This window comes from Microbacterium sp. Bi98 (assembly GCF_918698045.1).
GTDB lineage: Bacteria > Actinomycetota > Actinomycetes > Actinomycetales > Microbacteriaceae > Microbacterium.
The window spans coordinates 1-26,424 of the sequence record NZ_CAKKLK010000005.1; the positions used below are offsets into that span (position 1 = coordinate 1).

24 protein-coding genes are annotated in these 26,424 nt (G+C 68.4%); 14 read left to right on the top strand and 10 right to left on the bottom strand.

Annotated elements, in window-relative coordinates; genetic code table 11:
- Positions 1-31: 31 nt before the first annotated feature.
- Genes LQZ85_RS09515 through hisD (LQZ85_RS09525) form a run of 3 tightly spaced genes read right to left on the bottom strand, consistent with a single transcriptional unit; the run spans position 32 to position 2,858 of the window.
- Entirely contained in the window at positions 32-775 is a 744-nt protein-coding gene (locus tag LQZ85_RS09515; RefSeq protein ID WP_230100833.1) for an aldolase/citrate lyase family protein, read from the bottom strand.
- Positions 772-1,530: an SDR family oxidoreductase gene (locus LQZ85_RS09520; protein WP_056276223.1), complete on the bottom strand. Its 759-nt coding sequence runs from the start codon at positions 1,528-1,530 to the stop codon at positions 772-774. Before LQZ85_RS09520 ends, LQZ85_RS09515 begins: the two co-directional genes overlap by 4 nt.
- Positions 1,527-2,858, bottom strand: a complete 1,332-nt coding sequence (gene hisD, locus LQZ85_RS09525; RefSeq protein ID WP_053098468.1) for a histidinol dehydrogenase — start codon at positions 2,856-2,858, stop codon at positions 1,527-1,529. Before hisD (LQZ85_RS09525) ends, LQZ85_RS09520 begins: the two co-directional genes overlap by 4 nt.
- A gap of 99 nt (positions 2,859-2,957) precedes the next feature.
- Between hisD (LQZ85_RS09525) and LQZ85_RS09530 the strand changes: the two genes are divergently transcribed.
- The 4 genes from LQZ85_RS09530 to LQZ85_RS09545 all read left to right on the top strand — a co-directional run bounded on the left by LQZ85_RS09530 (position 2,958) and on the right by LQZ85_RS09545 (position 7,136).
- A complete protein-coding gene (locus LQZ85_RS09530; RefSeq protein WP_056276226.1) occupies positions 2,958-3,959 on the top strand; it encodes a LacI family DNA-binding transcriptional regulator in 1,002 nt (333 codons plus the stop codon).
- Positions 3,960-4,093: 134 nt separating this feature from the next.
- Positions 4,094-5,074 (top strand): ester cyclase, encoded by a 981-nt coding sequence (locus LQZ85_RS09535; protein WP_056276229.1) that lies wholly within the window; start codon positions 4,094-4,096, stop codon positions 5,072-5,074.
- A 30-nt stretch (positions 5,075-5,104) separates the two neighbouring features.
- Positions 5,105-6,274, top strand: coding sequence for a cupin domain-containing protein (locus tag LQZ85_RS09540; RefSeq protein WP_053098471.1), 1,170 nt, complete (start codon positions 5,105-5,107; stop codon positions 6,272-6,274).
- Positions 6,267-7,136 carry a nitrilase-related carbon-nitrogen hydrolase gene (locus LQZ85_RS09545; protein ID WP_082586478.1) on the top strand — a complete coding sequence of 290 codons (870 nt, stop codon included), beginning with the start codon at positions 6,267-6,269 and terminating at the stop codon, positions 7,134-7,136. Before LQZ85_RS09540 ends, LQZ85_RS09545 begins: the two co-directional genes overlap by 8 nt.
- Before the next feature lie 154 nt (positions 7,137-7,290).
- Here the strand turns inward: LQZ85_RS09545 and LQZ85_RS09550 are convergent, their stop codons facing one another.
- Positions 7,291-8,217: a LysR family transcriptional regulator gene (locus LQZ85_RS09550; RefSeq protein ID WP_056276235.1), complete on the bottom strand. Its 927-nt coding sequence runs from the start codon at positions 8,215-8,217 to the stop codon at positions 7,291-7,293.
- A gap of 77 nt (positions 8,218-8,294) precedes the next feature.
- Between LQZ85_RS09550 and hisD (LQZ85_RS09555) the strand changes: the two genes are divergently transcribed.
- On the top strand, positions 8,295-9,611 hold the full coding sequence (gene hisD / locus LQZ85_RS09555; protein ID WP_056276239.1) for a histidinol dehydrogenase: 1,317 nt from the start codon (positions 8,295-8,297) through the stop codon (positions 9,609-9,611).
- A gap of 161 nt (positions 9,612-9,772) precedes the next feature.
- Here hisD (LQZ85_RS09555) and LQZ85_RS09560 read toward each other — a convergent pair whose 3' ends face one another.
- Both LQZ85_RS09560 and LQZ85_RS09565 read right to left on the bottom strand, forming a co-directional pair.
- Positions 9,773-10,525: an SDR family NAD(P)-dependent oxidoreductase gene (locus tag LQZ85_RS09560; RefSeq protein ID WP_053098474.1), complete on the bottom strand. Its 753-nt coding sequence runs from the start codon at positions 10,523-10,525 to the stop codon at positions 9,773-9,775.
- Between the two features lie 130 nt (positions 10,526-10,655).
- Entirely contained in the window at positions 10,656-11,870 is a 1,215-nt protein-coding gene (locus LQZ85_RS09565; RefSeq protein ID WP_053099350.1) for an aminotransferase class V-fold PLP-dependent enzyme, read from the bottom strand.
- Between the two features lie 114 nt (positions 11,871-11,984).
- Between LQZ85_RS09565 and LQZ85_RS09570 the strand changes: the two genes are divergently transcribed.
- A complete protein-coding gene (locus tag LQZ85_RS09570; protein ID WP_056276242.1) occupies positions 11,985-12,428 on the top strand; it encodes an Lrp/AsnC family transcriptional regulator in 444 nt (147 codons plus the stop codon).
- Positions 12,429-12,483: 55 nt separating this feature from the next.
- Here LQZ85_RS09570 and LQZ85_RS09575 read toward each other — a convergent pair whose 3' ends face one another.
- Positions 12,484-13,893, bottom strand: coding sequence for an aldehyde dehydrogenase family protein (locus tag LQZ85_RS09575; protein ID WP_230100834.1), 1,410 nt, complete (start codon positions 13,891-13,893; stop codon positions 12,484-12,486).
- Positions 13,893-14,945 (bottom strand): homoserine dehydrogenase, encoded by a 1,053-nt coding sequence (locus LQZ85_RS09580; RefSeq protein WP_053098477.1) that lies wholly within the window; start codon positions 14,943-14,945, stop codon positions 13,893-13,895. Before LQZ85_RS09580 ends, LQZ85_RS09575 begins: the two co-directional genes overlap by 1 nt.
- 289 nt (positions 14,946-15,234) lie before the next feature.
- Between LQZ85_RS09580 and LQZ85_RS09585 the strand changes: the two genes are divergently transcribed.
- Genes LQZ85_RS09585 through LQZ85_RS09595 form a run of 3 tightly spaced genes read left to right on the top strand, consistent with a single transcriptional unit; the run spans position 15,235 to position 18,651 of the window.
- Positions 15,235-16,713 carry an amino acid permease gene (locus LQZ85_RS09585; RefSeq protein ID WP_230100835.1) on the top strand — a complete coding sequence of 493 codons (1,479 nt, stop codon included), beginning with the start codon at positions 15,235-15,237 and terminating at the stop codon, positions 16,711-16,713.
- Positions 16,710-17,840 (top strand): alanine racemase, encoded by a 1,131-nt coding sequence (gene alr / locus LQZ85_RS09590; protein WP_056276248.1) that lies wholly within the window; start codon positions 16,710-16,712, stop codon positions 17,838-17,840. Before LQZ85_RS09585 ends, alr begins: the two co-directional genes overlap by 4 nt.
- A 40-nt stretch (positions 17,841-17,880) precedes the next feature.
- Positions 17,881-18,651 (top strand): IclR family transcriptional regulator C-terminal domain-containing protein, encoded by a 771-nt coding sequence (locus tag LQZ85_RS09595; protein WP_162253843.1) that lies wholly within the window; start codon positions 17,881-17,883, stop codon positions 18,649-18,651.
- Here LQZ85_RS09595 and LQZ85_RS09600 read toward each other — a convergent pair.
- Positions 18,634-19,425: an IclR family transcriptional regulator gene (locus LQZ85_RS09600; RefSeq protein WP_056276251.1), complete on the bottom strand. Its 792-nt coding sequence runs from the start codon at positions 19,423-19,425 to the stop codon at positions 18,634-18,636. The genes LQZ85_RS09595 and LQZ85_RS09600 overlap by 18 nt on opposite strands.
- 22 nt (positions 19,426-19,447) lie before the next feature.
- Positions 19,448-20,473 (bottom strand): LacI family DNA-binding transcriptional regulator, encoded by a 1,026-nt coding sequence (locus tag LQZ85_RS09605; RefSeq protein ID WP_053098481.1) that lies wholly within the window; start codon positions 20,471-20,473, stop codon positions 19,448-19,450.
- Positions 20,474-20,668: 195 nt separating this feature from the next.
- On the opposite strand from LQZ85_RS09605, the gene LQZ85_RS09610 reads away from it, so the two are divergent.
- Genes LQZ85_RS09610 through LQZ85_RS09630 form a run of 5 tightly spaced genes read left to right on the top strand, consistent with a single transcriptional unit; the run spans position 20,669 to position 26,308 of the window.
- The gene (locus LQZ85_RS09610) at positions 20,669-22,051 is read left to right on the top strand and encodes an extracellular solute-binding protein (protein ID WP_056276254.1); all 1,383 of its coding nucleotides are present in this window, start codon (positions 20,669-20,671) and stop codon (positions 22,049-22,051) included.
- Positions 22,051-22,989, top strand: a complete 939-nt coding sequence (locus LQZ85_RS09615) for a sugar ABC transporter permease (protein ID WP_200955147.1) — start codon at positions 22,051-22,053, stop codon at positions 22,987-22,989. Before LQZ85_RS09610 ends, LQZ85_RS09615 begins: the two co-directional genes overlap by 1 nt.
- Before the next feature lie 8 nt (positions 22,990-22,997).
- Positions 22,998-23,831, top strand: coding sequence for a carbohydrate ABC transporter permease (locus tag LQZ85_RS09620; RefSeq protein WP_056276257.1), 834 nt, complete (start codon positions 22,998-23,000; stop codon positions 23,829-23,831).
- A gap of 36 nt (positions 23,832-23,867) precedes the next feature.
- The gene (locus LQZ85_RS09625) at positions 23,868-25,376 is read left to right on the top strand and encodes a glycoside hydrolase family 32 protein (protein ID WP_230100836.1); all 1,509 of its coding nucleotides are present in this window, start codon (positions 23,868-23,870) and stop codon (positions 25,374-25,376) included.
- Complete coding sequence (locus tag LQZ85_RS09630) at positions 25,370-26,308, top strand: carbohydrate kinase (RefSeq protein ID WP_056276263.1); 939 nt, start codon at positions 25,370-25,372, stop codon at positions 26,306-26,308. Before LQZ85_RS09625 ends, LQZ85_RS09630 begins: the two co-directional genes overlap by 7 nt.
- Positions 26,309-26,424: the final 116 nt, after the last annotated feature.

Consider the following 26,424-nt stretch of genomic DNA (forward strand, 5'->3'; position numbering starts at 1 on the left):
GGGCGCGGGCGGCGCGGGATGCGGCGAGCGCTCAGCGCTCGGGCGCCGCGAGGCCGCGCAGATGCGCCATGAGAGAGGACGCGAGGTTGTAGACGACGAGGTCGGCTCCGTCGGCGAAGGCCGCGCTCGCCGCATCCCTCGTGCCGACGATGTCCATGCGCAGTGAACCGACCCTGGCCAGCGCCGAATGCACCACAGCGATCGCCTCGGGCACCGGTCGATCATCCGGTCCACTCGACGCCGCGAGGTCGGCGGGGCCGACCATGATGCCGTCGAGCCGTGGCACCGCGGCGATGCCCTCGACGTCTGCGACCCCGCCGGGCGATTCGATCATCCCGAGCACGAGAGTGTTCTCGAGCCACCAGTCGCGGTGCTCTGAGGGGTCGACGAGACCGAAGCGTCCGGCCCGGCTGTAGGTCGCGAATCCGCGCAACCCGACCGGCGGGTACATCGCCGCAGAGACCAGCGCCTCGGCATCCGCTGTCGTGTCGAGGTGAGGGGCGAGGATGCCCTGGGCTCCCTGGTCGAGCACCCGCAGGATCTGGCCGCGGTCGCCCTCGCCGACGCGCACGATCACCGGCAAGCCGTGCACCTGGGCCAGCGCGATGTGCTGCCGCAGCGCGACGACGTCGGCTGGGCCGTGCTCGCAGTCGATCAGCACGAAGTCGAACTCGGCGACGGCGAGCATCTCGACCAGCTCTTCCGACGGCATCCGGAGCAGTGCCCCGATCAGCTTCTCGCCGGAGAGCGCTCGGGCTCGCAGCGACCGCATCATGCGACCATTCCTGCTGAGAGATCGATGTCGGCACCGCACATGCCCGGCATCCCGAGCATCGCGATGACCGCTGCGCCCACCTCTTCTTCGGTGACCATGCGTCCGAGCGCCGCGCGCGAGACGAACGCCTGCTCGGCGTCGTCGATGCTCGTGCCCGATCTCGCGGCCTCGAGGCGGAAGTTGCGCTCCATGCGCGGTCCCTGCACCGGGCCCGGCGACAGCGAGTTCACCCGCACACCTGCCGGTCCGACCTCGAACGCGAGCGTCGAGGTGAGCCCGATCACGGCCATCTTCGACGCGCAGTACGGCGTGCGGTGCGCGAGCGGACGCTTGCCCGAGACGGAGGCCACGTTGATGACGTCGCCGTCGCCGCGTTCGACCATGCCGGGCAGGAATGCCTTGCAGAGCAGGAACGTGCCGCGCACGTTCACGGCGAAGACCTCGTCCCAGTCGTCGACCTCGATGTCGGTGAGCGCTGCGACCGGACCCGGGATGCCGGCGTTGTTCACCAGGATCGACACCTCGGTGTCCGCCAGCTGCTCCCGCAGCCTGTCGACGGATGCCGGATCCGACACGTCGCAGGTCATTCCGCGTGTCCGTGAACCGAGGTCGGCGACGACGCGGTCGAGCTTCTCGGCGTCCCTCCCGACCACGACCACGTGCGCACCGGCGGCGTGCAGGGACCGGGCGATGGCCGCCCCGAGTCCGCTGCCGCCGCCGGTGACCACGGCCGTGCGACCGGCGAGGTCGGTCATCGCGACTCCGCGCCGACCGCCGCGTGACTCTCGTCGATCCAGGCGAACTCCGTGCCGGCGTGCCTCCAGGCGCGGGCATCGCCCGAGCGGGCATGACCTTCGAAGAGCTCGACTCGTGCAGCGCGGCCGCACACGGCTCCGAGCTCGGCCGACGACTCGCTGTTCTGGATCTCCTGATAGGTCACCGTGCGCAGGTACTTGCCCACCCAGAGTCCGCCGGTGTACCTCGCGGCGCCGAGCGTCGGCAGCACGTGGTTGGTGCCGATCACCTTGTCGCCGTAGGAGACGCAGGTGTTCTCGCCGAGGAACAGCGCGCCGTAGTCGTGCATCCGCGTCAGTGCCTCGCGCGGGTTCTGCGTGAAGATCTGCACGTGCTCGAAGGCGAAGTCGTCGGCGATCCGATAGGCCTCGTCGAGGTCGTCCGCGACGATCACCTGTCCCCAGTCGCGCCAGGCCGGGCCGGCGTAGTCGCGAGTGGGCATGCCGGGCAGGATCTTCTCGATCCAGTCCATGACCTCCTCCGCCAGCGCCTGCGAGGTCGTGACGAGCACGGCGGGGGAGTCGGGGCCGTGCTCTGCCTGGGAGAGCAGGTCGACGGCGGTGAAGAAGGGATCGGCGTGCTCGTCGGCGACGATGAGGATCTCGGTCGGGCCGGCGAAGAGGTCGATGCCGACCTCGCCGAACAGCTGGCGCTTGGCCTCGGCGACGTAGGCGTTGCCGGGGCCGGCGATCATGTTGACCGGTTCGATCGAGTCGGTGCCCACGGCCATCGCCGCCACCGCCTGCACTCCGCCGAGGATGTAGATCTCGTCGGCGCCGGCCATCTTCATCGCGGCCACGGTCGCGGCGGGGATCTCGCCTCGGATGGGCGGAGTGCACGCGACGACGCGGGGCACGCCGGCGACCTTGGCGGTGATGATCGTCATGTGAGCGGATGCCGTCAGCGGGTACTTCCCTCCCGGGATGTACGCACCGGCCGCCTGAACCGGAACATGCTTCTGTCCGAGGAACACCCCGGGCAGCGTCTCCACCTCGATGTCGACCAGCGAGTCGCGCTGGGCCTGAGCGAAGCGGCGCACCTGGCTCTGCACGAACTCGATGTCGGTGATCACCTGGGCGTCGAGCGTGCCGATGATCTCGGTGATCTCGTCATCGGAGAGCCGATACGAGTCGCGACTCCAGTTGTCGAATTGCTCGGCGTACCGCCGCACGGCGACGTCGCCGTTCTCGCGGATGTCGCCGATGATTCCCCTCACCCGCTCGGCGACGTCCTGCTGAGCGGTGTCCGCGAACGTCTTCGTCGGCGCGGTCTTGAGATGCAGGGGCATGGCCCTTCCTTCCGTTGCATACGTATGTGCTGATTATGACCGCGTATGCATTCGGGCGTCAAGGGCGGTAGAATCCTGAGATCGAGGGGGAGGCGCCAGATGGTCGTCACGAGTCGTGATGTGGCCCGCTTGGCGGGAGTCTCGCAGCCGACGGTGTCTCGGGCACTGCGCGACGACGCGCGGGTGTCCGAGGCGACGAAGCTCCGGGTGCGCGAGGCGGCCCAGCTGCTGGGCTACGTGCCGAGCGAGGCGGGGCGTGCTCTGTCGTCCGGGCGCACGCGGCGCATCGGCCTGCTGCTGACCGATCTCGACAACCAGTTCTATTCGCACATCATCGCCCCGGTGCACCGAGAGCTCGAGACGCTCGGGTATCAGCTGATGCTGCACACCGAGTCGGCCGACAACGACACCATCGTCGAGCGACTGCTGGCCAACGGCCTCGACGGCGTGATCCTCGCGACCACCACCGTGGACTCCGTCGCGCCGCTGCGCCTCAAGGATCGCGGGCTGCCCTTCGTGTACTTCAACCGCACCGGCTCGTTCGTCGAGGCGGACGCCACGGTCGTCGACCCGGCTCCCGGTTATCGCGAGGCGGTTCAGCGTGCTGTCGCACTCGGGCACACCAGGGTCGGCGCGGTGCTCGGACCGAGCAACACGAGCACGGCGCAGAGCCGCGAGGCCGCTCTGCGGGAGGCGCTCGTCGCCGAGGGTGTGACGCTGCCCGAGAGTCACGTGCGCCGGGTGCCCTACGGAGCTGCCGAGGGCGAGGCTGCGGCATCCGAGCTCCTCGAAGGGTCGGATCGCCCGACCCTGCTGTTCTGCGGCAACGATGTGGTGGCATACGGTGCGCTCAATGCCGCGCACCGCGCCGGTCTGCGGGTGCCTGACGACCTCTCGATCCTCGGTTTCGACGACCTTCCCGAAGCGGCCTGGCCGATCATCGACCTCGCCACGATCGGCTACGACATCGCCGGCATGGCGCGCACGGCCGCCGACCTCATCGTGCGCCGCATCGAGGATCCGAGCGCCGAGCTCGAGAAGACGCGCTTCGAGTCCGTCTTCGTGCCGAGGCGCACTCTCGCGGCCGCACGCGCCGACTGACCCGCCTCTCGGCGATGATCACCGTGTGCGCAGGATCGTCTCTTGCGTTGCTTTGTGCATACGCATACACTGACGAGGAAGAAGCCAGCGATCACCGATGAACCGCAGCTTCGCATCTCGAAGGAGTGAAACGCGTGTCTCTCGACCCGGTTGCCTATCTGCCCTACCAAGACCCCGACGACTTCATCCGTGAGGTCACCGATCTGATCTGGGTCGATCGGTCGATCAGCTTCATCCGCGACAACTACGAGCCCGACTCGATCGTGCACGGCGCCTACGGCACCTCGACGACGCGACAGGAGGTCATCGAAGGAACGCTCATGCGCATCTCGGCGACACCCGATCGCACCGGCCAGGCCGAAGACGTGATCTGGGAGGCTCGCGGCGACGATGCGTTCCTCAGCTCGCACCTCGTGCTGTCGGGGCACCTGCAGACCTCCTCGCACAGCCGCACCATCGCCAACTGCCTGTACCGCAAGGGCCGCATGGTCGAGGAGTGGGTCGTGCGCGATTCGCTCGCCGGCGCACTCGAACGCGGCGACGACCTCGACGAGCTCGCCCGCGCCCAGGCTTTCCGCGGCTACACGGGGTCGTGGACCGAGCCGGCGCCCGCCGATCCGATCGCGAAGGGCGATTCGGGCGTGCGTCCCGACGACCACCGCTCCGAGGTCGAGACCGTCATCGACATGATCCAGACGGTGTGGAACGACCGCGACCTGCAGAAGGTCGAGAAGTTCTTCCACCGCGACCTCGTGCTGCTCACGGTCGGCAACCGCGTCGTCATCCGGCCTGAGGGCTACCGCCGCGCACTGCTGCGATTCCTCGAGTCGTTCCCCGCCGGGCAGTTCGAGATCCGTGACATCCAGACCAACTACGAAGTCCGCTATGCGGGACTGCGCGTCGCGGTCACCTGGAAGTTCGTCGGCGACTACAACGGAGCCCCGAACTACGGCAGCCTCACCGGCAAGCCCGTCGATGTGCTCGGCATCTCGCAGTTCACCTTCCACCAGGGAGCCCTCGTCAAGGAGGTGCGCCTGTGGGACGACATCGCTCTGCGCGCCCAGATCGCGGGTACCCGCGGCGACGAGCCGGCAGCCTTCAGCAACATCTACTGATCATCGACTGATCGACAAGGAGAAGAAGAAATGAGCAACGCCATCGTCGACCAGGTCGACGTCATCGTCCCCGCGGACGAGATCGCACGCCGCACCATCCGCCGCACCGACTGGGTGCCGTGCAACTCCGCTTTCATCGACTGCCGCACTCCGGGATCCGACCGCAAGGAGAACTACTCCTTCATCGGCGCCGGCGTCTCGCAGAACGCGAGCCAGTACGTGAACCTCGAGGTGAATCACGGCTTCAACACCGGAGCCGCGGGGATGCCGAACGGCATCTCGAACAACCTGCATCTGCACTTCACTGCGGAGGTCTTCATCAACCTCGGCGGCGAGTTCCGCCTCCGCTGGGGTGTCGACGGCAAGCAGGGCGAATACATCAGTCACGACGGAGACATCGTGACGATCCCCACGTGGATCTTCCGCGGATTCACGAACGAGGGGCCGGATGACGGCATCCTCTACACGGTGCTCGGCCGCGACGACAACGGCGGCATCATCTGGGGTCCGTCGGTGCTGCGTGAGGCGGAGTCCTACGGCCTTCACCTCACGGCCGACAACAAGCTCATCGACACGGTCGCCGGTGACGTGCTGCCCGACGACGTGCCGCTGATCACCCCGATGAAGCAGCACTACATCGACGAGCTCACGACCTACACGGTCGAGGACATGCGCTCGCGGGTCATCCAGCCCGGCGACCGCAAGTACTCGTCGGCGGCGCTGCTGTGCGCGGCGGTCGACGGCGGGCACGTCGAGCTCGCCACCGCCATCGGATACGGCATGAGCGAGAACCGTCGCCAGGTGCCGAACGTCACGGAACCCCACTCGTTCAACCTCGCGTGGGTACGGGCCGAAGCGGGTCAGGGCGTGCTGCGCCACCGTCACGACAAGACGCAGGCGCTGCTGTTCAAGACCGGCCGCTGGGAGGTCACCCTCAACGGCGACCCGTCGACGGCCGTCACGCTGGGCGCCGGAGACACCTTCTCGGTTCCGGAGGGCAGCTGGCGCTCGTACGTCTGCGTCGAGGGCGACGAGTCCGGCACCGGCACGGTGCTCGTGATCAACGGTGGCGACGACCGCGTCTACCTCGAGTGGGCTCCGGAGGTCGTCGAAGCGGCGGCCGCCGCCGACTGGACCATCGATCCCAACGGCTACCTGGCCCCGCTGGGAGTGATGGTCACCGCCACGGAAGATGACTGAGAACGACGGGGCGCGAGGGGGTACTGTCCTCTCGCGCCCCGGCGCGTCCGTGACGGGGTCGGATGCCGCTGAGCTGCGCGTCGCGGCGCTGTCGCCCGAGATCGTGCTCGGCGACGTCGACGGCAATCTCGAACGCATCCGCTCGGCGATCTCTGCCGCTGCTCGTCGGCAGGCGCAGCTGATCGTACTGCCGGAACTCGCGACCAGCGGCTACGTGTTCGCGGATCGCGAGGAGGCGCACAGCGCCGCTCTCACCGCCGACGACCCGCGGTGGTCGACGCTGCAGGAGGCGATCCCCGCGGATGCCGTCGTCGTGGTCGGGTACGCCGAAGCAGACGGGGAGCGGCTCTTCAACACCGCCGCCGTGCTCACTCGCGACGCGCGCCTGGCCGACTACCGCAAGTCGCATCTGTGGGGTGCCGAGAAGCTCGTCTTCGACAGCGGGTCCGAGGCCGGACTCGTCGTGGACGCCTCGTTCGGTCGTCTCGGCGTGGCGCTCTGCTACGACAACGAGTTCCCTGAGGTGCCGCGCCGTCTCGCGCTCGCGGGCGCGGATGTGCTCGCGCTGCCGGTCAACTGGCCGCTCGTGCCCCGGCCGGACGGCGAACATGCACCCGAGCTGATCCAGGCGATGGCGTCGGCGCGGTCGTCGCGACTGCCCGTCGTGATCGCCGATCGATGGGGGTCCGAGCGCGGCGTCGACTGGACCGACGGCACGGCGATCATCGACGAGCAGGGCTGGATCGTCGCGTTCCGCGCAGTGATGGGGGCGACGGCCGTGCTGTCGCTCGACGCCGCCCGCGGCAAGGCGCTGCCGCCGCACAACGACCTGTTCGCCGATCGGCGCGCCGACCTGTACTGAGTGGGTGGGTGACGTCCGGCTCCGTGCCGGATGCAGGACCTGAGCACGGATGCGGGGCGGGATCGCCGATCTGGTCCTGCATCCGTGCTCTCGTCCTGCAAACGGCGCGCGGTGGGGTGGCGAGGTGGCGCCGCCCGCCCACCCGGAGTCGGCCTCAGCTCAGTGCCGTGCGACCCTGATGCTCCGGCAGGCGTTCGCGCAGCATCCGCTCGGCGAGCTCGGCGAGCTTCTGCGTCGCGGGTGAGAGCAGCACGCCCGCTCGCTGCACCAGGGCGATCGTGTCGTGCATCGGCTCGGCGAAGGGGAACGTGCGGATGCCGGAGGGGAAGGCGTCGGACTCGGCGATCGAACGTGACACGATCGTGTCGGCCGTGCCTGCGGCGACCAGGCTGAGGGCCGTCTCGACGTGCTCGACCTCGACCGCCGGCTCGATGGTCAGGCCCCGCAGCCGTGCGCGTTCGAGCAGCTGGCGTCGGGTCGGGTCGTCCCACCCGGCGAAGGCGTCGTAGAGCACGAGCTTGGCGTCGGCGGCCTCCTCGATCGTGACCGGGCCGGCTTCCGGCGCCCGCGTGGCGGAGGCGTAGAGCACCTCGTCGCGGAAGAGCGGGCGCACTTCGAGGCCGTCTTCATCGACCGGCAGCACGAGCAGTCCGGCCTCGAGTTCGCCCGCCGCGATCGACCGGGCGACGTGCGCCGAGTTGATGCCGACCAGGCGCAACCGCACATTGGGATGCCGGTGATGGAATGTCTCGGCCAGATCGGCGAGCGCGTAATAGGCCGCGTTGCGCAGCACGCCGAAGGTGCATGTGCCCCGCTCGAGCGAGGCCAGCGCCTGGATCGTGTCGATGCCGTTCTGCACCGCGCTGACCGCCTGCGCGGCGTGCGGCCGCAGTTCGAGCGCCGCGGCCGTCGGGACGAGGCGTCTGCTGCCTCGGGCGAACAGCGTGATGCCGAGTTCCCGTTCGAGGCGCGCGACCAGCTCCGAGACCGAGGCCTGCGTCATCCCGAGGGTCTTCGCCGCCGCCGTGAAGGATCCGTCGTCGAGTGCGGCGAGGAAGGCGGTGAGCTGGGTGATGGTCACACCCAATGGTAAACCCGATGGATCGTGCAGGATCATCAGGCTTGTCTCGTGGTTGCGAGCGGATCTAGCCTTCCTGCATGCGTTACTCCTCTGCAGTGCTCGCCCGCTTCGACGGCGACTTCCACCACCTCAAGACCCCGCTCATCGACGCACCCGCCGCGCAGCGCGACCCCGCCGTGATCGAGACGGTCACGGCCATGCTCGCCGACATCCGCGAGCGCGGCCTTGACGCCGTGCTCGACTACGCGCGAAAGCTCGACAACTACCAGGGGACCGACATCGAGCTCACCCCCGAGCAGATCGCGAGCAGCGGAGAACGCCTCGCCCCCGACCTGCGGGCGGCCATCGAGCTCGGCGCCGAGCGGACGCAGGCGTTCGCCCGCGCCTCCCGCGAGCACCTGACCGACTTCGAGACCGAGTTCGTTCCGGGCGTCGTGACCGGCGCGAAGTACATCCCCGTGTCGCGTGTCGGCGCATACCTGCCAGCCGGACGCTTCCCGCTCACGGCCAGCGCGTTCATGACCGTGGGCGTGGCCAAGGCGGCCGGCGTGCCGACCGTCATCGCGTGCACGCCCCCGCAGCCCGACGGCGGAGCGAACGACGCCGTCGTCTACGCCGCGCACCTGTCGGGTGTCGACCGGGTGTTCGTGATCGGCGGGGTGCAGGCGCTCGCAGCCATGGCGTTCGGACTGCTCGGCGACCTGCCCGTCGACATGCTCGTCGGCGCGGGCAACGCCTACGTCGCCGAGGCCAAGCGCCAGCTGTTCGGCACGGTCGCGATCGATCTGCTCGCAGGCCCGAGCGAGGTCGCCGTGATCTCGGATGAGACGGCCGACCCCGTGCTCGTCGCCGCTGACCTGCTCGGGCAGGCCGAGCACGGGCCGAACTCGCCTGCGGCGCTCATCACGACCTCCGACGAGCATGGTCATGCCGTGATCGCCGAGATCGAACGACAGCTCGAGACGCTGGCGACGGTCGACATCGCCGGCGCCGCCTGGCGTGACTACGGCGTCGTCACCGTCGTGAAAGACCGCGACACGGCGGTCGCTCTGATGGACGACCTAGCCCCCGAGCATCTCGAACTGCTCACGGCCGACGACGACTGGTACCACGAGAATCTGCGCAACTACGGCTCGATCTTCCTCGGGCCCTGGAGCACGGTCGCATACTCCGACAAGGGCATGGCGGGCACGAACCACGTGCTGCCCACGGCCGGCGGGGCCAAGCACAGCGCCGGGCTCTCGGTGTCGCGCTTCCTCAAGCCGCTCACGTATCAGCGCATCAGCCGTGCGGCCACGCCCGAGCTCGCGCACGCCGTGCAGGTGATCTCGGACTCCGAGGGCATGGCCGCGCACAGCGCCACGGCGACCCTGCGGTTGGACCGTCTCGGGTGACGGAGGGGCGTCGGGTGGCCTGATCCGGTGCCGACGGGTAGGTCGGTGCCGGATGCAGGACAGAAGCGCGGATGCAGGGCGAGATGGTCGATCTCGCCCTGCATCCGTGTTTTCGTCCTGCAAACGGCGCGGCGCGGACAGCGGCGCGTGGCGACCGAGCCTCAGGGGGCGGTGTAGCCGCCGTCGACGAGGTGGTAGCTGCCGGTGATGAAGCTGGCGGCGTCGCTGGCGAGGAAGGCGATGAGGTTCGCGACCTCGTCGGGCTGGCCGAGGCGACCGATCGGGTGCTTGCTCACGAGGAACGCCTTGGCCTCGTCGCCCATGGTGGCGAGCAGGGGGGTGTCGATGAAGCCGGGGCCGACCGAGTTCACGCGCACGCCCTGGGCGGAGTACTCGAGGGCAGCCGACTTGGTCATGCCCACGACGGCGTGCTTGGCGGCGACGTAGGCGGGGGAGTTCGCGAAGCCGACGCTGCCGAGGATCGACGCGATGTTGACGACGGAGCCGCCGCCGTTCGCGAGGATCGAGGGGATCTGCGCCTTCATGTTGCGGAACACGGCGTTGAGGTTGATCGAGATGACCTTGTCCCACGCGGCGTCGTCGTACTCGGCGGTAGGAGCGGATGCGCCGCCGATGCCGGCGTTGTTCACGCCGATGCGCAGCGGGGCGAGCGTGTTCGCGAGCTCGACCGAGCTGGCGATCCAGTCGGTGTCCGTCGCGTCTCCGACGGATGCCTCGGCGATGCCGCCGGCGGCGCGGATCTCCTCGACGACCGCGTTCGCGTTGTCCGCGTTCAGGTCGTTGACCACGACGGAGGCGCCGTTCTGGGCGAGCAGCAGAGCGGTCGAGCGTCCGATTCCGCTGCCTGCTCCCGTCACGATCGCCGAGCGGTTCGAGACGTCGTACTGAGCCACGAGTGACTCCTCTTCCGGACGGTCACGGTGCCGGGAGATCTTCTCGGACGGTCCGTCCTAGGTCTCCAGCCTACGCCTGTCTCAGGGAGATGGATGCACGTGAATGGATCCGTGCCGTCGCATGCGCTGTCTACCGCGAAGCGCTGCCGAAGGTGAGATCGAGAGCGGCGGAGAGGTCGGCGAGGAGGTCGTCGGCATCTTCGAGGCCGACGGACAGACGCAGGTGTCCGAACTCTCGGAAGGGTGCCGGATAGGTGGCGACACGGCCGCCCTCGGTGCCCGTGTGCACGATGAGCGAGTCGTCGTGGCCGAGTGAGAACCCGGAGGTGATGAGTCGCAGGTTCGCGACGAAGCGGTTCTGCACGTCGGGGGAGCCCGTGACGGCGAAGGCCATCATGCCTCCGAAGCCGCGTCCGCCGAACTGCCGCACGGCGAGGGCGTGGTCCGGATGCGATTCGAGACCCGGGTAGTAGATGTACTCGACCCGCGTGTCGGCTTCGAGCATCTGCGCGATCTGCAGCGCCGACGAGAAGTGCTGGCGCAGGCGCAGCGGCAGGGTGACGGTGCCGCGCTGGATCTGCCACGCGTTGAAGGGCGAGATGATGCCGCCGACGTCGACCATGGCGTCGGCTTTGATCGCCTGGATGAGATCGCGCCGGCCGGAGACCGAGCCCCCCATGGCGTCGCCGTGGCCGTTGAGGTACTTGGTGAGGGAGTGCACCACCAGGTCGGCGCCGTCGTGGATCGGTCGGTAGAACGGCGGCGGCGAGAACGTCGAGTCGACCATGAGGATGGCGCCGGCGGAGTGGGCGATCTCGGCGACCGCGCTCACATCGGCGACCTTGGTGGTCGGATTCGCGATGGCCTCGATGCACACGAGACGCGTCTCGGGGCGCATGGCCGCCCGCACCGCGTCGAGGTCGCTGATGTCGACGAAGCTGGCGTCGAGCCCGTAGCGCTGGGGCAGCAGCTCTGTCCACAGGCGCCACGTGGCCTCATAGACCACGTCGCTCACGACGACGTGGTCGCCGGCGCGCACATGAGTGAAGAACACTGCGTGCAGGGCGGCGACTCCGGAAGCGAGGGCGACCGCGTCCTCGGCTCCATCGAGCGCGGCGAGCTTCTGCTCGAGTGCGGCCTGATTGACTCCGGTGTTGCGGGTGTAGAGCCCCGGCGCAGTCGCCGACCAGCTGATCTCGCTCGGGTCGTCGGGCAGCTGGTACGAGTTGGCCATCACGAGGGGCGTGCGCAGCGCCAGGGTCGAATCGAGCTGATTGCCCCCGTGCACGGCCAAGCTCAGGTCGGACAGCGTGTGCAGATCCTTGCGGTCGGGTCGAGCGCTCATCGTGACTCCTTCGTTCTGCACCGTCTTCCAGTGCCATCTTCCACCCTAAGGTGCATAATAGACACACGCAATTGCCAATACTGCACAGTTTGCGGACTGAACCAGGAGGTCCCGATGGAGCGGCTTCATCTCGATCAGATCGATCGCCAGATTCTCACGGCGCTCACCGACGACGCCCGCATCCCCTTGGTCACTCTCGCCTCTCGGGTGCATCTGTCGCGCAACGCGGTCAAGCAGCGCATCGAGCGGATGGAGCGGCAGGGCGTGATCGGCGGCTACAGCGTCGTCCCCGGACGCGCCGGCGCTTCGCCGGTCTCGGCCATCGTGCTCGTCTACCGCAGTGATCGAATGCGCGGCGGCGGTGTCGTCTCGCAGATCGCGCAGATTCCCGAAGTGCGTCGGTGTGATGTGCTCTCGGGCGACTTCGACCTGCTGGTGACGCTGGAGGCGGAGTCGATGGATCGCATCGGCGAGATCTGGGAGATCCTCGCCGCGCTGCCCGGAGTCGCGAACACCGTGACGGCGGTGTCGTTGACCCGGGTGGTCGATCGGTCATGACCTCGCAGAGGGGCAGGGCATCCCCCGCGGACCCCTCCCCCTCTGCGAGGAGATCTCAGGTGGTGATGCAGGTGACCTTCGGCTGGGTCATCTCCTCGTACGCGAAGCGCACGCCTTCGCGCCCCATGCTCCCGTACTTCGATCCACCGAACGGCATGCTGTCGACGCGGTAGTCGGAGGAGTCGTTGATCATCACGCCGCCGGCGTCGAGCGCTTCGGCGACTCGCAGCGTGCGGGTGATGTCGGAGGTGAATGCCGCGGCATGCAGCGCGTAGTCGATGCTGTTCGCCGCCGCCACCGCCTCGTCTTCGGTGTCGAACGGCGTCAAGACCACGATGGGGGCGAAGGCCTCCTCGCTCCACGCTTCGCAATGGGCAGAGACGTTCTCGAGAGCGGTCGGCCAGTACACCGAGCCCTCCCGGCGGTGTCCGGCGAGCACGCGTGCCCCCGACCGCACGGCGTCGTCGACCACACGCTCCGCGTTCGTCGCCGCGGCCACCGAGATCATCGGGCCGACATCTGTCGACTGGTTCACCGGGTCGCCTGCGCGCAACGTCGAAGTGCGGGCCGCGAATCGGTCACGGAACTCGGCATACACGGAGCGCTCGATGAGAATGCGCTGGGCGCCGACGCAGTTCTGCCCCGCCGCCCAGAACGCGCCGGATACGCAGGCCTCGACGGCGGCCGAGATGTCGGCATCCGCGAACACCAGCACGGGGGCGTTGCCGCCGAGTTCCATCGCCAGCTTCTTGAGGCCCGCGGCGCGGGCGATCGCCTCGCCCGTCGCGAATCCCCCGGTGAACGACACCATCCGGATGTCGCGCACGGCGACGAGCGCCTGCGCCACATGACGGTCTCCGTGCACGACGGTGAGGATCTCATCGGGGAGTCCTGCCTCCAGCAGCACCTCGACGAGGAACCGCGCGGTCAGCGGGGTGAACTGCGACGGCTTGAGGATCACGGCGTTGCCACCGGCGATCGCCGGTCCGATCTTGTGCGCGACGAGGTTGAGGGCGTCGTTGTACGGCGTGATCGCGAGGATCACCCCGAGCGGCTCCCGCGTGTACCAGCCACGACGATTCGCGGAGCCCTCGTAGGCATCGAAGGGGATGACCTCGCCGTCGAAGGCGCGGGAGGTCTCCGCCGAGAGCGAGATCGTGGTCACCGCGCGCTGCACCTCTTTGCGCGCCTGAGTGATCGTCTTGCCTGCCTCGCGCACGATGAGCGTGGCAGCCTCTTCGGCGCGGCCTTCGAGGATCCGCGCGGCACGGTCCAGGATCCGATGCCGCGCGAACCTCGACAGATCGCGCGAGAGCGTGGCACCGAGCCGCGCCCGCGACATGATCTCGTCGACGTCGTCGACCGAGTGCTGGGCGAGTCGGGCGATCACCTCTCCGTTGTAGGGATCGAGCACTTCGAGAAGTGACGCGTGCGCCACGGGAGCTTCGACGGAGGGCGCGCTCATCACGCCGCTCCTACGAGCGACGCCTGCTGCGCATCGATCGCGATGATGTCCGACAGCAGAGCGTAGGCCGTCTCGAGGCGTCCGGCACCGGGGCCCGACATCGTGACGGTGCCGAGCAGATCGGTCGTGAACGCGATCGCGTTGGTCGCTCCCGAGATGCCCGCGAGAGGGTGGTCGGCGGCCAGCGAGAGGGGCTGGACGGATGCCGTCACGGCGCCGGACTCGTCGCGCGAGATCGTTCCGAGGAGCTTCCAGTGCTCGCCGGCCGCCGCTGCCGCGACGACATCGGTCGCGGTGATCCCGCTGATGCCGACGCGTGAGACATCGGCCGTCGTGATCTCGGCGCCGAGCAGCTCATTGGCGAGGATCACGACCTTCAGCTGGACGTCCGACCCTTCGATGTCGGCGGTGGGGTCGGCCTCGGCGTAACCGAGCGCCTGAGCCTCCGCCACGGCATCGTCGAGCGACTTGCCCGACTCCATCTGCCCGAGCACGAAGTTGCTCGTGCCGTTGAGGATCCCCTGGATGCGGCTGATGCGGAGCCCCTTGAGCGTCTGCTGCGCCAGCCGCAGCACGGGCGTGCCGCTCATCACCGAGCCCTCGTACTCGAATCGGGCCCCGTTCTGCTCGGCGAGCCGGTTGAGCTCGGCACTTGCGAGCGCGACGGGTCCCTTGTTGGTGGTCGTGACGCTCTTGCCGCTCTCAAGGGCAGCACGGACATGCGAGATCGCGGGTTCGCCGTCGATCGGGTTCGTGTAGGTCGCCTCGACGATGATGCCCGCTGTCGTGGTGCGGATGACGTGGTCGTTGCGAGGGTCGACGTCGCCGCCGGGCATACCGGCGAACGAGTCATCCCCTGTCATCGCGAGCACCGCAGCGAGGTCGATGCCGTCGCTCTGCATGAGGGAGCCGAACCGCAGATCCGTGATCGCGACGACCCGCAGGGTGAAGCCGAGGTCGGACGCGAGCTCCGTACCGCGGTCGCGGATGATCTCGGCGAGGGCGCGGTTGACGCCTCCGAAGCCGATGAGGGCGAGGTCGTGGTGAGTCACGGGAGTTCTCCTTCTCTACGTGGGCTGTCGCCGGCGTCGCCGTGCTGACATGGCTCCATCCTCAGCGCCGGTGGTGTCCGTACGCGCCTGTCAGAACGGCAGCGTGAGGTGACGGATCGGCAGCTTCCCGCGCGGAATGTCGGCGGTGGCGACTGCAGGCGGCAATCCATGGTCGTGCTCTTGCGCACCCGATGACGCAGCGGATAGTGTCCCCGCAGATCATCAACAAGATGCGTCATTGGCACATAGATGTGAATATGATGCACATACAACCCGATTGAGAGTTCCGATGACGCCTCTTCCCGGCGAGAAGCCCCTCCCCAACGTCCTGCCGAACACGACGGCCACTCAGGTGCCGCTGCGTCGGCTGCAGCGCACCATGGATGCCCGGCACCTGATCATGATCGCGCTCGGCGGTGTGATCGGTTCCGGGCTGTTCCTCAGCTCCGGCTACACCATCTCGCAGGCGGGCCCCCTCGGCGCGATCATCGCGTACCTGATCGGGGCGTTCGTCGTCTACCTCGTCATGGCGTGCCTGGGCGAGCTCGCAGTCGCCTATCCGGTCTCGGGTGCCTTCCACATCTATGCCTCCCGGTCGATCGGCCCAGCGACCGGCTTCACCACGGCCTGGCTCTACTGGCTGTGCTGGGTCGTCGCGCTCGGGTCCGAGTTCACGGCATCCGGCATCCTCATGCAGCGCTGGTTCCCCGGGGTGCCGGTGTGGGTGTGGTGCCTGATCTTCGCCGCAGTGCTGTTCCTGCTCAACGCGATCTCGGCACGTGTGTTCGGCGAGGCGGAGTTCTGGTTCTCGCTGGTCAAGGTCGTGGCGATCGTCGGCCTGATCGTGCTCGGCGGGGCGGCGATCTTCGGGTTCACGCCCCTCTCGCCCGAGCACCCGCCCGCACTCCTCTTCAGCAACTTCGAGACTCCCGGCGGCCTGTTCCCGAACGGGTTCAGTGGCGTGATCGTCACCGCCCTCGCCGTCTTCTACGCGTTCAGCGGCTCGGAGCTCATCGGTGTCGCCGCGGGCGAGACCAAGGATCCGGCGAAGAACATCCCTCGTGCCCTGCGCTCGACGGTGCTGCGACTCGTTGTGCTCTTCGTCGGGGCGATCGCGGTCATCGCCGCGATCCTGCCGTACGACCAGGCCAGCGTCACCAGCAGCCCGTTCGTCGACGTCTTCCAGTACGTCGGAGTCCCGTACGCCGCAGACATCATGAACTTCGTCATCATCACCGCGCTCCTCTCCGCCGGCAACAGCGGACTCTTCTCGTGCGCACGGATGCTGTTCTCGCTCGCCGGGGAGGGCCACGCGCCGAAGGCGTTCACCCGCCTCACCCGGCGTGGTGTGCCGCTCATCGCGCTGAGCGTCAGCATTCTGATCGGCCTCGTCTCACTGCTCACGAGCGTGGTCGCGGCGGGCACGGTGTACCTGGTGCTGGTGTCGATCGCCGGATTCGCCGTGGTCGCGGTGTGGATGTCGATCGTCGCCTCGCAGTTCTTCCACCGGCGCAGGTTCCTCCGCGAGGGGGGACGCGTGCAGGATCTCGCCTACCGCACGCCGCTCTACCCGGCGCTGCCCATCGTCGCCTTCTCGCTGCTGCTCATCTCGATCATCGCGATCGCATTCGACCCGAATCAGGTCGCCGCGCTCTACTTCGGCATCCCGTTCGTCGGGGCGTGCTACCTGTACTTCTGGTGGCGTCACGGTCGCAAGGGCGCGCGAGATGTCGTGCAGGATCACGAGGCTGAATCCGTCGAGGCGTGACGACCCCCGTGTCCGCGGCCGGGTGGGTGGAGATCGATGAGAGCGCCATCGCCCACAACGTCCGCACGATCCGCGCAGAACTCGGCGAGAACGTCGAGTTCTGCGCGGTCGTGAAGGCCGACGCCTACGGACACGGGATCGACATCGTCGCGCCGGTGCTCGCCGCGCAGGGGGTCACGATCATCGGCGTCGCGTCCAACGACGACGCGGCCGCCGTGCGGCGGGCGGGCTTCACGGGGCGACTGATGCGAGTGCGCCCCGGCGGACGCGACGAGATCGGCGACGGCATCCGCTTCGGCGTGGAGGAGTGGATCGGCGGTGCCGCGCACGCGGGAATCGTGGGAGCCGTCGCGGCAGCGCAGGGGGTCAGGATGCGCGTCCATCTCTCGCTGAACTCGACCGGGCTCGGTCGCGACGGCATCGACCTCGGCGAGGCCACGGCGATGGATGCCGTGACCGGCGTTCTCGCAGACCCGAACCTGGACGTCGTCGGCCTGTGCTCCCACTTTCCCTGCGAAGACATCACCGACGTGGTCGAGGGTGCATCCCGCTTCGACGCGGAGACGCGCGCGGTGTGCGTGCGGGCGGGTGCGGGTGATCGGATCGTGCGTCACTGCGCGACCACGTTCGCGGCGCTCAGGGTGCCCGCATCCCGGTTCGATCTCGTGCGCATCGGAGCCGGGTTGTACGGGGACACCGATGCCGTGGGCGGCGTGTTGCGACCGGCCATGCGGGTCGCGTCCCGGATCGCAGCGATCAACCCCTACCGTCGCGGAAGCACCGTCGGGTACGAACGCTGGCACCGTCTCGACCACGATGCGCGTCTGGCCGTGATCCCCCTGGGGTATGCCGACGGAATCCATCGCAGCCTCAGCGGCACCGGCGAGGTGCTCGTGCGGGGGAGACGTGCACCGATCGTCGATCGGATCGCCATGAACAGCTTTCTCGTCGACGTCACCCGAATAGACGACGCAGTGGCCGGCGACGAGGCCGTGCTGTTCGGCCGTCAGGGTGACCAGACGATCGCTTCGGCTGATGTCGAGGGCGCCCACGGTCACATCGCCGCCGACCTCTACGTCGCGTGGGGACGCCTTCTCCCTCGTCGTCGCGTGGTCGGCGACGGGTAGGATTGCGGTGATCTCGACCCGCAGCGAAGGAGGACCGGTGGTGGCTTCCTCGTCTCTGGTGCAGGGACTGAAGCTCCTCGACGCCGCCGTCTCGCAGGAGCGCCGCGCGCGGCCGGGTCTCAACGCGTCGCGTCTTGCGGAGCACACCGGGATCGAGCGCAGTCGTGTGTCGAGGCTCACACAGGAGCTGCGTGCGCGACAGTTCCTCAGTCGAGACGACGATGCGCTGTTCTCGGCGGGGCCCGAGTTCTTCGGCACCGCCGCCGTGCTCAACACGACGTGGCTGCGGGCCTCGCGAGCCGCTCTGCGGGCGCTCGCCTCGCAGCGCGGTGTCAACGCCCTGATCACGATCGCCGACGGCGCGCGCGGTGTGCTGCTGCGCTGCGAGAGGTCGGCCGACGGGTTCGATCGCTCCATCCGTGAGGGGCTCGTCACGCCGATCTGGTGCACCGGCGCGGGTCGAGCGCTGCTCTGGGATCACACGCTCGAGCAGCTCGAGGCGCTGCTCGAGGACGTCCAGTTCGTCGGGGTCGGTGGACCGACGGCCGCTCGTTCGACGCGCGACGTGTGGGCGCTGCTCGAGCGGGACCGCGCGGACTCGCTCATCGCGGCGGCGGAGGAATACGACGAGGGCATCGACGAGTTCGCTCTCCCCATCCGCAGCAGGGGTGAGGTCATCGCCTCCCTGGCTGTGCGCGGCAGGCATCGGCCGAAGGGGATCACGCGGGATACGCGGGCCCTGCTCATGCAGTTCGCCGGCGAGCTCAGCGCCGCAGCGGGCGCGGATCAGCCCTCACGCGAGAACGGCTGAAGGGGCACCGAGTTCTCGGGAGAGCTCGGCGGCAGCGCGGGCGCACGCCTCGCCGCACGTCGCCGTGCGCTCCGCCATCACGTCGCGCGTGCCGATCACCTGGACCGCGGCGACGACCTCGCCGCGGTGGTCCCACACAGGAGCGGCGACGGAGTAGAGACCAGGCTCGGCCTCCTGGTCGACGATCGCGAACCCTCGGCGCCGATCGTCGTCGAGCCGTGCGAGGAAGTCGTCGATCGAGGTGGGGGTGTTCGGCCCCTGAGGTGAGAACTCGGTGGCGCGGAACACCGCGCGGATCTCGTCGGCCGGCGCGTCCCACAATGTGGCACGGCCTGCGTCGCTGCAATAGGCGGGGTAGGCGCGTCCGATCCACGACCCGATCATGCGTGAGTCCGCGGGAAGGCTCTCGAGCATGGTGAGCGTCGTGTCGCCCTGCAGCACACTGAGGAAGGCGGCTTCGCCGAGGTGCGACGACAGGTCCTCGAGCACCACCAGGCCGTGCGTGCGCAGCCGCTGTGCACTCAGCTCCTGGGCGGCGGCGTACCATCCCCACGCGAGGGCGAATGAACGGTCCGCCGCTCTGGTCACGAGGCCCGAGCGTTCCAGGCTCGCCAGCGTGCGCGACACCTGCGAGCGCTCGCGACCGAGAGAATCCGCGATGACGCTGACCGTGGCCGGTCGGAGGTCGCGGGTGAGAGTCGCGACGGAGGAGAGCACATCGAGTCCTCGGCCCATGCTGCTCGACGAGGGGACACTCGACGTCGCGGGGGGCATGGAACGAGGTTACCGCTGTGCGTCAGCTCACACGGCGGATCGACGCCCGCTCGATGACCGGCATGGGGATCAGCACGGCGTCGAGCGGCCGCTCGCCGAGCAGCATCTCGACCGCTGTGCGACCCATCACGTCGTACGGGAGCCGGGCGGTCGTGAGCCCCGGCCGCTGGAAGCTGGCGAGCTCCTCGTCGTCGAAGGAGGCGACCGAGATGTCGTCCGGCACCCTCAGCCCTCGCTCGGCGATCGCCTGGTACGTGCCGAACGCCACGCCGTCGTTGCCCGCCAGGATCGCCGTGAGGTCAGGGTGCGCGTCGAGCATCTGCAGGGTCCGCGTGTATCCGATGTCGGGGTTCCACTCGGGGACGTCGATGATGAGCGGATCGACGCCCGCCTCGGCGAACGCGGCGCGGATGCCGTCGAATCGCGAGCCGATGGTCACCGAGTACACGGGGGACGAGACCGCACGGGGATTGTTGCCGATCACGCCGACACGGCGATGCCCGGCATCGGTGAGCAGGCGCGCCATCGCGTGGCCCGCCACGCGCTCGTCGGGCAGGACCGAGGGGTGACCCGTCGTCGACGTGCCGTTGACGATCACGACGGGGACGTCTGCGGGCGTCTCGGGCACCTCGATCATGCGGGCGCCGAGGAGGCCGATCAGGATGCCGTCGACCCGGCGGTCGATCATCGCCTGGATCTCGTCGGCGATGGTCGCGTCGTCGCCCTCGGTCTCGGCGATGAGGACGGTGTGGCCGTGCTCCTTCGCCGCCGACAGCAGGCCGCGGATCATCTCGGAGGCGTAGCGGGTGACGGTGATCTGGTCGGAGATGAAACCCAGCGTCTTCGTCTTGCCCAGGCGCAGGCTCTGAGCCGCGGGATTCGGGCGATAGCCCAGCTCCTCGGCGGCGGCCTTGACCCGTCGCGCCGCGTCGACGGAGAGTCGCGACCCCGGTCGATCGTTGAGGATCATGCTCACCGAGGCCTTCGACATGCCCGAGAGCGCCGCGACGTCGGCGAGCGTCGGTCTGCGATCCACTCTCTTCGGCATCGGCGTCCTCCAGTCGCTGCGATCCAGCATAGGCAGTGGATGCCGAGCCCCGAAACCACCCGTGTTGAATTGATTTAGCAAAATCGTTGCGACCGCGATTCGACGATGCTACTCTCGGCGATGCTGAATCAATTTAGCATCGCAGCCCGGGACTCTCGATCCGTGCCGCGAAGTCATCACACAGGAGAGAACATCGTGGTTGATCTCACTCGCAGGGCTCTGTTCGGCGCGATCGGACTGGGCATCGTCGGCACCGTCGTCTCGTGGCCGAGGCTCACCGGATCGGACATCCCCGGGCGCGGCAAGGACACTCTGACGGTCGCCCTCTTCGGCACCGCGCAGGATGCGCTGGCTCGTCAGTCGCTGATCGACGGCTTCCAGCGCAAGCACCCCGGCGTCGAGGTGCGCATCGTCGCCATCCAGGGTCAGGACTGGAGCGAGTACTTCGCGAAGATCCTCACGATGATCGCCGCGGGCACGCCACCCGATGTCGTCACCGTCGCGACCGAGGGGGCGCAGCTCTTCGCCTCGCGCCTCGCGCACCCGCTCGACGACTTCGTGCGTCGTGACGCGTCCGAGATGCAGGAGTACTTCGATGACGTGAACCCCACCCTCATCGAGGCGTTCATGTATCAGGGCAGCCTCTTCCAGATGCCCGACAACTTCAACGCCGCCAACGTGTTCTACAGCACGACGGCCATGGAGCGCGCGGGGCTGGAGCGTCCCGCGGACAACTGGACGCTGGAGGACTTCCTCGGCACCGCCCGCGCGATGAAGAAGAGCGCCTCGGGGCAGTTCCTGCCGTACTTCTGGAACAACCGGCTGTGGGGCGGAGTGGTGCCCTGGCTGTATGTGAACAACACCAGCTTCCTGCATGAGGAGAAGGCGACCGGCGGCGACTGGCTCTGGGACCGCTTCTATCCGGATCAGCCGGCCCGCAGCGGAGGCTACGTGTGGAAGCAGGCCGACGCGCTCAACGAGCATGCGGTCGAGAGCTTCTCGGTGCTCGAGCGCATGGTCTCGGAAGGGCTCGCGGCGAACCCGGCGCAGGGCGGCGGCAACGAGCTGGTCTCCCTGTTCTCCACCGGCTCCGTCGGGATGACCCCGGCCGGCGGCTTCTGGGTGCGCGGCCTCGAGGAGGCCGGCGTCGCGAACGACGCCTACGACGTCACCTACTTCCCGAGGATGGCGGGGCAGCGGCACCAGTTCGGCGCGGGCGGCTACGCGATCATGGAGACCTCGCCGCGCAAGGACGAGGCGTGGGAGTGGCTCAAGTACTGCGTCTCGGTCGAGGGCATGACGATCGCGCACTCGAAACCCGACTCGTCGCTCCCCCGTCGCTCACTCAACGCCAAGCTCTACGGCGCGGGAGTCGGGCCGGCGCACTGGGACGTCTTCTACGACACGCTCGACAAGTTCCCCGACACGGGTCCGATGCCGGCACCGCCCCAGCAGGCGGCCGTCGAATCCGCCCTGCTGAAGAACGTGGTGTCGACCATCACGAACGGTCCGTCCGGCGTCCGCCGAGGACTCGAGACCATGCAGCGAGATCTCGAGCTCGCATTGGGGGGCAACTGATGTCCGAGAGCAGCACCCGCACCGTCACGGTGCCCACGAAGCTGCGTCGCGAGACCGGCACGGTCGCCCGATCGGGGCGCGTCTTCACCTGGGTCTTCCTCGCGCCGACGCTGATCGGGCTCGGCCTGTTCAACTTCGTGCCGATCATCGGATCGTTCGTCCTGGCGTTCTTCCGCTGGGACATCATCTCCGACCCGGTGTTCGTCGGGTTCGACAACTTCGTCGACCTCGCCGCGAACCCGACCGTGAGCGTCTCGTTCCTGAACACCATCGGCTTCGTCGTCATCGCTGTCATCCTGCAGCTGTCGGTGGCTCTGGTGCTGGCGGTGCTGGTCCAGTCCAGGATGCCGAACTGGCTGCGCACGTTCTTCCGGTCGGCGCTGTTCTTCCCGCTGATCCTGTCGGCGGCATCCGTCTCGCTGATCATGGCGTACCTGTTCAATCAGGAGTTCGGGCTCGTCAATCAGACGCTCAACCTGATCGGCATCGCGGACGTCGGCTGGTTGACGACCGGCCTCGGTGCCAAGGTCGTGGTGCTGCTGGTCTACGTGTGGCAGAACTTCGGGTTCACGTTCCTGCTCTTCATCGGAGGTCTCGCGGCGATCCCGAGTGAGGTCTACGAGGCGTCCTCCCTCGACGGCGCGGCCGGGTGGACCCAGTTCCGCATGATCACGCTGCCCTTGGTGAGCCCGACCCTGCTCGTCGCATCCGTGATGGCGATCATCAACGCGCTGCAGATCTTCGACCAGCCGTGGGTGCTGACCCGAGGGGGTCCCGGCGACGAGACCCGCACCGCGGTGATGGTGATCTACGAGTCCGCGTTCCGACAGCTCGACTTCGGCGGCGCATCGGCCATCGGCATCGTGCTGACCCTTCTCATCATGCTCGTCACGGCCATCCAGTTCCGGCTGAGCCGCCGATTCGTCTTCTACGGGTGAGGCCCATCATGACCACGACAGTGTCTTCGAAGCGTTCCTGGCTCTACACCCTCGGCACCGGCGGAAAGTTCGCCCTTCTCGGGCTCGCCGCCCTGCTGACCATCGGTCCCGTCGTCTGGACCCTGATCACGGCGCTCTCGCCGACCGACCCCGTGACCCAGGAGGTCAGCGTCGGGTTCGATGCGTTCGCCGACGTCTTCGCCAAGATCCCGATCTGGCTCTACGCATGGAACAGCGCCCTGGTGGTGGTGCTGGTCGCCGCCGGTCAGATGCTCTCGGCCGCGATGGCCGGGTATGTGTTCGCGAAGTTCGAGTTCCGCAGCAAGAAGCTGCTGTTCGCCCTGATCCTCGCGACGATGATGGTGCCGCTGCAGGTGACGATCGTCCCCGTGTTCATGCTCGTGAGGGGCATGGGCCTCGCCGACACGCTGCTCGCGCTCATCGTCCCCGCGCTCCCGACGGCATTCGGCACTTTCCTGATGCGGCAGTACTTCATGGGCATCCCGACCGAGCTGGGAGAGGCCGCCCAGCTCGACGGAGCGGGCCCCTGGCGCACGTTCTTCGGCGTCTACCTGCCGCTCGCGACCCCGGGTCTCGCGATCGTCGGTATCCTCGCCTTCAACTACCACTGGAACGAGTTCTTCCGTCCGCTGATCATGACGATCAGCGAGCAGAACTTCACGTTGCCGCTCGGTCTGGTCACACTGCAGGGCAACCTCGGCACGGGCAGCGTGTCGACGGTGCTCGCCGGAGTGATCCTCTCGATGATCCCCGCACTCCTGGTGTTCTTCTTCGGGCAGAAGCCGCTGCGCGAAGGACTCACCGCCGGCGTCGGCAAGTGACGCACGCCCCCACCACAGAGAAAGACGACTACCCCGGTGACCCCCACTGACTCTCCTCCGGTCCGCACCACGAGCCCGCGCACGCACTTCGCGCCGCGGAACAACTGGATGAACGATCCGAACGGACTCGTCTTCCACGACGGCATCCACCACCTGTACTTCCAGTGCAACCCGCACGGGATCTCGCACTCGAACGTGAGCTGGGGGCATGCGACGAGCACGGATCTCGCGCGATGGACCGAGCACGAGCCGGCCATCCTCTCGGACGACGCGGCGCAGATCTACTCCGGCTCCGTCGTGGTCGATCACGGCAACACCTCGGGATTCGGCACCGCCGAGGAGCCGGCCCTGGTCGCCCTCTACACGGCGGCCGCTGCAGGGCATCAGGCCCAGGCCCTCGCGTACAGCACCGACGGCGGATACGTCTGGACGAAGTACGAGGGCAACCCGGTGCTCGACCGTGGCACCAGCGACTTCCGCGACCCCAAGGTGTTCCGCTACGACGACGCCGACGGCGGGTACTGGGTCATGGTCGCGGTCGAAGCCCACGACCGGCAGGTGCTGTTCCACCGGTCCGACGATCTCACGACCTGGACGTATCTCTCGTCGTACGGCCCCGCGGGACCCGTCGGCGGGGTCTGGGAGTGCCCCGACATGTTCCGGCTCGCCGTCGACGGCGATGAGACCGACTCGCGGTGGGTGCTGCTCATCAGCCTCAACCCCGGGGGCATCGCGGGGGGATCGGGAACCCACTACGTCGTGGGGGAGTTCGACGGCACGACGTTCCGCGCGAGCGCACCGCATCCGACTCCCTCGCGGCGGCTGATGGTCGACCGCAGCCAATCACGAGACGAGCTCGAGGCGTACGGCTGGATCGACTTCGGCCCGGACTGCTACGCCGGTGTCACCTTCGACGGCCTCGCCGAGAGCGAGCGGACGCTGATCGCGTGGATGGACAACTGGGAGTACGCCGGCCGCATCCCCCAGGACGACTCGTCCGAGTACCGCACCGCGATGACTCTCCCTCGACGGCTCTCGCTCACCCGCGACCGCAGTGGCGTGGTGCGTCTGCGCCAGGCGCCGGCGGTCGACGCCGCACCCGTCGAGTTCACCGAGCTCGGCTCGATGACGGGCCCGACCACGGTGTCCGAGCAGCTGCCGGATGCCGCGCGGATTAGGGTCTCGGCGGCGTTCGGAGACGCGCGAGGAGTCGAACTGCGCCTCGAGGGCGTGGATGCGGGTGGGGTCGTGATCCGTCAGGACCGCGCGAGCGGGCGCATCGACGTCGTCCGCCCCGAGCTGATCCCTCCCGCCGGGGTCGGCGGGTCGATGTCGATGCCCGCCACTCGCCCGGACGAGATCGACTGGGAGATCTGGATCGATCGGCTGAACGACAGGGTGTCGTCTCTCGAGCTCTTCGCGGAGGACGGCGTTCGGGTGCTCACGGCGCTGATCCCTGCCGCTGCGCATCGCTCATGCGTGCTGGAGGCCTCGGGGGGAGCGCTCCTCGACGCCCGTGCCGCCGTCGCCGAGCTGACGTGCTGACGACTGCACGGTGCCTCGTCGTGGGGGAGGCGCTCGTCGACGTCGTCGGCGGTGTGCCCCACCCCGGCGGATCGCCGATGAACGTGGCGGTGGGGCTCTCTCGTCTCGGGCTCGCGACGAGACTGCTCACGCGGATCGGTGACGACCCGCACGGACGGATGCTGGGCGAGCACCTCGCCCGGGAGGGGGTCGCCGTCGTGCCGACGAGCATGAGAGCAGGGGAGCGCACGTCCCGCGCCGTCGCCGTGATCGGGGCCGACGGGGCTGCGGCCTACGACTTCGACATCGAGTGGGATGTGTCAGCGGAGGTCGCGATCGCAGAGGCCGCCGGCGTCGACGTGGTGCATGTCGGCTCGCTCGGCGCGGTGCTCGACCCCGGAGCGGATGTCGTCCGCGCGATGATCGACGCGGTGCCCGACGGCATTCTGCGCACCTACGATCCCAACATCCGGGGCGAGCTTCTCGGGCCGCGCGCGGCCGCGACCGAGCGTGTCGAGGCGATCATGGCGGCGTCGCACATCGTGAAGCTCAGCGATGAGGATGCCGAGTGGCTGTATCCCGGATGCCCGATCGATGACGTGCTCGCGCGGGTGATCGCGCTGGGTGCGCGGCTCGCCGTCGTCACCCGGGGAGGTGACGGGTGCGTCTCGCTCATCGAGGGAGGAGCGGGGCCGGTCGAGAGAGAGGCGCCGCCGGTCCAGGTGGTCGACACGATCGGTGCGGGCGATTCCTTCATGTCCGGCCTCATCCACGGCGTGGTCTCCGACGGTCTGGTGCCGGCGCTCGCCGGCGACGCGTTCCATCCCGACGCTCGCGATCTGACGCAGTTCGAACGCGTGACCGAGGCCGCGCTCGCCGGCGCGGCCGTCACCGTGTCCCGGCGCGGCGCGAACCCGCCGCGCCTGAGTGAGCTGGCGATCTCCTCGCGCTGACGCGCCCGCACTCCCACGCACCGCACGCACCGCACGCACCGCACGCACCGCACGGCCGGTTCGTGCGGTGCGATTTTCGTGCGCCCATCGTGGAATACCCGGAGAGGGTATACGCT